Source organism: Curtobacterium sp. PsM8, assembly GCF_030433875.1.
Classification (GTDB): Bacteria; Actinomycetota; Actinomycetes; order Actinomycetales; family Microbacteriaceae; genus Curtobacterium.
In genome coordinates this window covers 1-6,154 of record NZ_JARUXD010000119.1, presented here as the reverse complement: position 1 = coordinate 6,154, position 6,154 = coordinate 1, and the positions used below count along the sequence as shown (strand labels likewise).

Annotated in this window: 7 protein-coding genes; 2 read left to right on the top strand and 5 right to left on the bottom strand. The window is 71.9% G+C overall.

All coding sequences use genetic code 11. The features are described 5' to 3' along the window. Nucleotides 1–141: 141 nt before the first annotated feature. The 3 genes from QCD68_RS16715 to QCD68_RS16705 are packed head-to-tail and all read right to left on the bottom strand — an operon-like array spanning nucleotide 142 to nucleotide 1,912. Nucleotides 142–1,125 carry an SURF1 family cytochrome oxidase biogenesis protein gene (locus QCD68_RS16715; RefSeq protein WP_301223835.1) on the bottom strand — a complete coding sequence of 328 codons (984 nt, stop codon included), beginning with the start codon at nucleotides 1,123–1,125 and terminating at the stop codon, nucleotides 142–144. After that, complete coding sequence (locus tag QCD68_RS16710; protein WP_111073524.1) at nucleotides 1,122–1,397, bottom strand: hypothetical protein; 276 nt, start codon at nucleotides 1,395–1,397, stop codon at nucleotides 1,122–1,124. The genes QCD68_RS16715 and QCD68_RS16710 overlap by 4 nt, the downstream gene beginning before the upstream one ends. Next, a complete protein-coding gene (locus QCD68_RS16705) occupies nucleotides 1,397–1,912 on the bottom strand; it encodes a DUF3099 domain-containing protein (RefSeq protein WP_290156472.1) in 516 nt (171 codons plus the stop codon). Before QCD68_RS16705 ends, QCD68_RS16710 begins: the two co-directional genes overlap by 1 nt. Before the next feature lie 165 nt (nucleotides 1,913–2,077). Here QCD68_RS16705 and fabG point away from each other — a divergent pair, with 165 nt between their 5' ends. After that, nucleotides 2,078–2,791, top strand: coding sequence for a 3-oxoacyl-ACP reductase FabG (fabG, locus tag QCD68_RS16700; RefSeq protein ID WP_301223834.1), 714 nt, complete (start codon nucleotides 2,078–2,080; stop codon nucleotides 2,789–2,791). Nucleotides 2,792–2,832: 41 nt separating this feature from the next. Here fabG and serB read toward each other — a convergent pair whose 3' ends face one another. Both serB and glgC read right to left on the bottom strand, forming a co-directional pair. Continuing rightward, nucleotides 2,833–3,471: a phosphoserine phosphatase SerB gene (gene serB, locus QCD68_RS16695; protein ID WP_301223833.1), complete on the bottom strand. Its 639-nt coding sequence runs from the start codon at nucleotides 3,469–3,471 to the stop codon at nucleotides 2,833–2,835. A gap of 79 nt (nucleotides 3,472–3,550) precedes the next feature. Beyond that, entirely contained in the window at nucleotides 3,551–4,792 is a 1,242-nt protein-coding gene (glgC, locus tag QCD68_RS16690) for a glucose-1-phosphate adenylyltransferase (RefSeq protein WP_301223832.1), read from the bottom strand. A gap of 47 nt (nucleotides 4,793–4,839) precedes the next feature. On the opposite strand from glgC, the gene glgA reads away from it, so the two are divergent. Next, nucleotides 4,840–6,036 (top strand): glycogen synthase, encoded by a 1,197-nt coding sequence (gene glgA, locus QCD68_RS16685; RefSeq protein WP_301223831.1) that lies wholly within the window; start codon nucleotides 4,840–4,842, stop codon nucleotides 6,034–6,036. Nucleotides 6,037–6,154 lie beyond the last annotated feature (118 nt).

The window sequence follows — 6,154 nt, the reverse complement described above, 5'->3', positions numbered from 1 at the left end:
CCCCCGCGCCCCACGCAAACCCGCCCCCCGGGTCGCCCACCGCCCGCGCTGCCCGCGCGCCCCGCCCCCACATCCGCCCCGGGCGCCCGGGGCCCACCCCCCCCGGGGCCTCCCGTTCCGTCTGTGCGTGCTGTCGGTCCGTCAGCGACGGGACGTGAGCAGTTCGTCCTCGATCTCGGCGTCCGACTTCGGCTTCGCGTCCTTGCGGCGCTGCCGGTCGAGGGCGCGCTCGCGCTCCTCCGGGTCGTCCTGGTTGAGGTTCCGGTACTCCTGCACCATCACGTAGGCCAGGAACCCGAAGCCCCCGACGGCGAACAGGAACCACTGGATGAAGTAGCTGAGGTGCAGGCCGGTGTCCGCACTGGGGCGGTCCCAGCCGAGGGGCGCACGCTCCGACGGTGCCGGTGTCTCGCTGTCGAGTTGGCCGTACGCGCCGGTCCAGATCGGGTGGCCGGCCTTGTCCGCGACGTCCGGCAGCGTGACGGACTGCACCTGGTCGGTGTTCGCCGGGTCGGTGCGGCCGGGGATGCGGGGCTCGGACTGCTGCAGACGCACGACGACGGTGACGGTACCGGTCGGCGGAGCCGGGATGCTGTCCGGCGCGTCCTGCTTGTTGCCCGTGGGGACCCACCCGCGGTCGACGACGAAGGCGCGACCGTCGGCGGTGACCAGGGGGACGAGGACCTCGAAGCCGGGCTGGCCGTTGTGCACACGGTTGCGGACGAGCAGCTGGTGGTCGGTGTCGTACCGGCCGGTGACGCTCGCACGCAGCCAGGTCAGGTCGTTGCTCCAGGTGCCGGCGCGGGGGAGGACCTGGTCGACCGGGACCGGGGCGTGGTCGTAGTTCGCCGCGATCTGGTCGTTCTGGCGGACGGCCTCGTTCCGGCGGTCCCACTGCCACATGCCGAACAGCGTGCAGATGATCGCGAACGCGACGGCGATGGCGAAGTAGCCGAGCCAACGGCGACTGCGGACGAAGTGCCAGCCGACGAAGGGCTGGGCGGTGCCGCCTCGGACGGACGTGGTCGCGCCGTCAGCCGACGTCGGTGCACCGTCCTGCGCCTGGCGGATCCGAGCCGCGTGGCGCCGCCCGTACCGGGAACCGGGGTCGAACCCCTCGGTCATCGCCCGTCACCCGCGACGCGCGCGGTGGTGTCGTCGAGGTGCTCCACGTCGTCGTCGATGCCGGTCACGCGGACCGGGAACGAGCGCGACCGCAGGTAGTCGGCGAGGAAGTCGCAGTGGTCGTCGCAGGCCGCCCAGATCTTGACGCGGTCCTCGGCGTGGATCCGCGGGTTCCGCCAGTTCACCCGCCACGCAGCCGTCGACGAACAACCGGCCCGCGAACACACCGGCGTCGCGCCGGGTTCGGTGAACAGGTCGAAGGTCGCTCCCATCAGCGGCGGCCGCCGTTCCGTGCGGTCCAGACGCGCGACCGGTCACCGTTTCGCTGCCAGTCCTCCTGCGCACGCTGGGCCTGGTCGCGCAGGCGCTCCTGCTCGGCCCGGTAGGCCTGGGCGCGTGCGTCTTCCTGCTCGTCGCGGAGGCGCGGGTCGACCGCGTCGTACAGCTCGACGGCACCACCCGGTCGGACGACGTCGCCGCCGGTGCGGTTGCCGGCGTTCGCCAGCACGACCGCGACCCAGGGGACGACGGCGGCCGCGACGATCGGCAGCACGGCGATCCAGGAGTGCCAGGCGCTCCAGATCAGCACGGCCCCGACGAAGCAGACGACACGGAAGGCCATCTGCCACACGTAGCGAGAGAGCCGGTGCGCGCGGTCGATCTCCGGGTTGTCCGGGAGCGTCGTGATGTTCTGCGACGCCATCGGCTCTGCGGTCACGTGTTCCGGCACCGATCGCTGGAGCTGGATGCGCGGGCCGCTCGGGTCCTGCGGGTTCTTGCGGTTCATGCGGTGGGGTCTCCGTCTGCCGGCCTCCAGTTTACGCCCGGGGGACGACATCCGGACGGTCGTGCGGAGACCGGCCGTCGCGGAGTGCACCGGTAGGCTCGCTGGCGCTGTGTCCGGAGCCGCGAGGCGCCGGCAGGCCAGCGACCACCAGCGAACGGAGCGACCATGACCACCCCCCGTACCGTCCTCATCACCGGCGGCAACCGCGGCATCGGCCACGCGCTGGCAGCCCGCTTCGTCGCCGCCGGACACCGGGTCGCCGTCACCTCGCGGAGCGGGCAGGGCGGCCCCGAGGGCGCGCTGACCGTGCAGGCGGACATCACCGACACCGCGTCGGTCGACCGCGCCTTCACCGCGGTCGAGGCAGCGCTCGGGCCGATCGAGGTCCTGGTCGCGAACGCCGGCATCACGAACGACCAGCTGCTGCTCCGGATGTCGGAAGAGGACTTCACGAGCGTCGTCGACACGAACCTGACCGGCACCTTCCGCGTGGTCAAGCGCGCGACGAAGGGGATGATGAAGGCGAAGTTCGGCCGCATCGTCCTGATGTCGAGCGTCGTCGGGGCGTACGGGCAGATCGGGCAGGTCAACTACGCCTCGTCCAAGGCCGCGCTGGTCGGCATGGCCCGGTCCATCACGCGCGAGCTCGGCTCCCGCGGCATCACGGCCAACGTCGTCGCACCGGGGTTCATCCAGACCGACATGACCGCTGCCCTGTCGGACGAGCTGCAGGCCGAGTTCAAGAAGGCGATCCCGGCGGCGCGCTACGGCAGCGTGGACGACGTCGCGGACGCCACGCTCTTCCTGGCGGGCGACGGCGCGGGCTACATCTCCGGCGCGGTCATCCCGGTCGACGGCGGCCTGGGCATGGGGCACTGACCGCCTGACGGGCTGCCGGCGGTGCTCCGGCCGACGGCGCGTCAGCCGCGCAGGCCGAGGGTGGCGAGGACGACGGACAGGTCACGGTCGACGACGGCGACGTCCGCCTCCGCCCGCACCCGCGGTTTCGCGTCGAACGCGACGGCGAGCCCCGCGACCGCCATCATCGCCAGGTCGTTGGCACCGTCACCCACGGCCACCGTGCGGGCGAGCGGCACGCCGTCCGCAGCCGCCCAGGACCGGAGCGCGTCCGCCTTCGCCTGCGCGTCGACGACCGCACCCGCGACACGCCCGGTGAGCACGCCGTCCTGCGTCTCCAGCCGGTTCGCCCGGCAGTGGTCGAGTCCGAGCCCGGCGGCGAACGGGTCGAGCACCTCGTGGAAGCCACCCGACACGACGGCGACCGTCCCGCCGGCGGCGTGCACCCCGCGCACCAGTTCGTCGGCACCGCGGGTGACGCGGACGGCCTGCTGCGCGCGGGCGAACGTGTCGACCGGGAGGCCCGCCAACGTCGCGACCCGCTCCCGGAGGCTCTCGGTGAAGTCGATCTCGCCGCGCATGGCGCGCTCCGTCACCGCCTGGACCTGTGGCCGGGTCCCCGCCGCGTCGGCGAGGAGCTCGATGACCTCGTCCTCGAGCAGGGTCGAATCGGCATCGAGGACGACGAGGAAACGGGGCACCCGACCACGGTAGCGGGGTCGGGTGCCCCGTGACGTCGCGGGGTCACGTCATGGGGTCACGACGTGGGAGCGGACGGGGTCAGGCTTCGACGCGGACGCCCTTGCCGACGACGGTGATGCCGGAGTCGGTGACGGTGAACCCTCGGGCCTCGTCGGCTTCGCGGTCGACACCGACGTGGGCGCCCGGTGCGAGGACGACGTCCTTGTCCAGGATCGCCCGGTTCACGATCGCCCCGGCACCGATGGTCGCGCGCTCGAACACGATCGAGTCGAGCACCTTCGCCTGCGAGTCGATCGTCGCCCACGGACCGATGACGCTGCGCTCGACCTGGGCTCCGGAGAGCAGGCAGCCGAGCGACACGATGGAGTCCACGGTGGCGCCGGTGTTGCCGTTGGCGTCGCGCACGAACTTCGCCGGCGGCAGGTTCGTCTGTTGGTTGAAGATCGGCCAGTCCTGGTTGTACAGGTTGAAGACCGGGACCGGCGCGATGAGGTCCATGTGGGCGTCGAAGAACGAGTCGATCGTGCCCACGTCGCGCCAGTAGTACTTGTCGCGGTCGTTCGAGCCGGGGACCTCGTTGCGCTGCAGGTCGTAGACGCCGGCGTCGCCGCGTGCGACGAAGTCCGGGATGATGTCGCCGCCCATGTCGTGGTCCGACGACTCGATCTGACCGTCGCGGAGGACCGCGTCCACCAGGGCGTCGGCGTCGAACACGTAGTTGCCCATCGACGCCAGGACCTCGTGCGGGGAGTCCGGCAGGCCGGTGGCGTCCTTCGGCTTCTCGAGGAACGCCTCGATCCGGGTGGGGTCCGCGTCGTCGACCTTGATGACGCCGAACTGGTCCGCGAGCTCGATCGGCTGGCGGATGGCCGCCACGGTGGCGCTGCGGCCCGACTTGATGTGCGCCTCCACCATCTGGGAGAAGTCCATCCGGTACACGTGGTCCGCACCGACCACGACGACGATGTCGGGCCGCTCGTCACGCATCAGGTTCAGGGACTGCAGGATCGCGTCGGCCGAGCCGGCGAACCAGCGCTTGCCGAGCCGCTGCTGAGCGGGGACGGAGGCCACGTAGGAGCCGAGCAGCCCCTCCATGCGCCAGGTCAGGGAGACGTGCCGGTCCAGTGAGTGCGACTTGTACTGCGTCAGGACGACGATGCGCTGCAGCCCGGAGTTGACCAGGTTCGACAGTGCGAAGTCCACGAGGCGGAAGTTCCCACCGAACGGCACGGCGGGCTTCGCACGGTCCGCCGTGAGGGGCATGAGCCGTTTGCCCTCGCCGCCAGCGAGCACGATGCCGAACACCTTCTTCGTTGCCATGTCGCTCACAGTAGGCGTCAGCACTGGGAACCCGTTAGTTTGAACGCGTGCGAGTCGATCTACTGACCAGGGAGTATCCGCCGGAGGTCTACGGCGGAGCCGGTGTCCACGTTGCCCAGCTGACCGCGGCGCTGCGGTCCGGGACGGACACCGACGTCCGTGTCCGGGCCTTCGGTGGCTTCCGCGACGAACAGGGTGTCTGGGCCTACCGCACGCCCGCGGGCCTCGAGCAGGCGAACGGTGCGCTGCAGGCCCTCGGCACCGACGTGCAGATCGCGGCCGACGTCGCGGGTGCCGACCTCGTGCACTCGCACACCTGGTACGCGAACTCCGCCGGGCGTCTGGCGCAGCTCACCCACGGCATCCCGCACGTCGTCACCGCCCACAGCCTCGAGCCGCTCCGCCCCTGGAAGGCCGAGCAGCTCGGCGGCGGGTACCGGCTGTCCAGCTGGATGGAGCGCGAGGCGTTCACCAACGCCGACGGCGTCGTCGCGGTGTCGAAGGCGATGCGCGCGGACATCCTGCGCTCCTACCCGTCGATCGACCCGTCCCGCGTGAAGGTCGTCTACAACGGCATCGACATCGACGACTGGAAGCCCGAGCGCGACGACGACGCCGTCCGCGCCCTGGGCATCGACCCGGACCGCCCCAGCGTGGTCTTCGTCGGTCGCATCACCCGCCAGAAGGGGCTGCCCTACCTGCTCCGCGCGGTGGCGTCCCTGCCCGAGGACGTCCAGGTCGTGCTCTGCGCCGGCGCCCCCGACACACCCGAGATCCTCGCCGAGGTCACCGGGCTGGTCGAGGACCTGCGGACCCGCCGCAACGGCGTCGTCTGGATCGACCGGATGCTCGAGCACCGCGAGATCGTCAACGTCCTCTCGAGTGCGACCGTGTTCGTCTGCCCGTCGATCTACGAGCCGCTCGGCATCGTGAACCTCGAGGCCATGGCCTGCGGCATCCCCGTCGTCGGTACGAAGACCGGCGGCATCCCCGAGGTCGTCGCCGACGGCCTGACCGGCCGCATCGTGCCGATCGACCAGGCGTCCGACGGCACCGGTACGCCGACCGATCCCGACCGCTACGTCGCCGACCTCGCCGCGACCCTCAACGAGGTGCTCGCCGACCTCGGGCTCGCGAAGCTGATGGGCCGCGCCGGTCGTCTGCGCGTCGAGAGCGAGTTCACCTGGGGTGCCATCGCCACGAAGACCCGCGCGGTCTACGACGAGGTGCTCGCCGGTCGCTGACCGCGTCGCACGAGCCGACGGCCTGGAGGCCCCGGGGGGGGGGGGCGCGCCCCGCCCCCGGGGGCCCGGGGGGCCCCCCCCGGGCCCCCCCCCCCCGCCGCGGGGGGGGGGGGGGGGG

What these genes read in the sequence shown, in the direction of transcription:
- QCD68_RS16715 (WP_301223835.1), bottom strand. Translation starts at nt 1,125, where the DNA reads ATGACCGAGGGGTTCGACCCCGGTTCCCGGTACGGGCGGCGCCACGCG.
- QCD68_RS16710 (WP_111073524.1), bottom strand. Translation starts at nt 1,397, where the DNA reads ATGGGAGCGACCTTCGACCTGTTCACCGAACCCGGCGCGACGCCGGTG.
- QCD68_RS16705 (WP_290156472.1), bottom strand. Translation starts at nt 1,912, where the DNA reads ATGAACCGCAAGAACCCGCAGGACCCGAGCGGCCCGCGCATCCAGCTC.
- fabG (WP_301223834.1), top strand. Translation starts at nt 2,078, where the DNA reads ATGACCACCCCCCGTACCGTCCTCATCACCGGCGGCAACCGCGGCATC.
- glgC (WP_301223832.1), bottom strand. Translation starts at nt 4,792, where the DNA reads ATGGCAACGAAGAAGGTGTTCGGCATCGTGCTCGCTGGCGGCGAGGGC.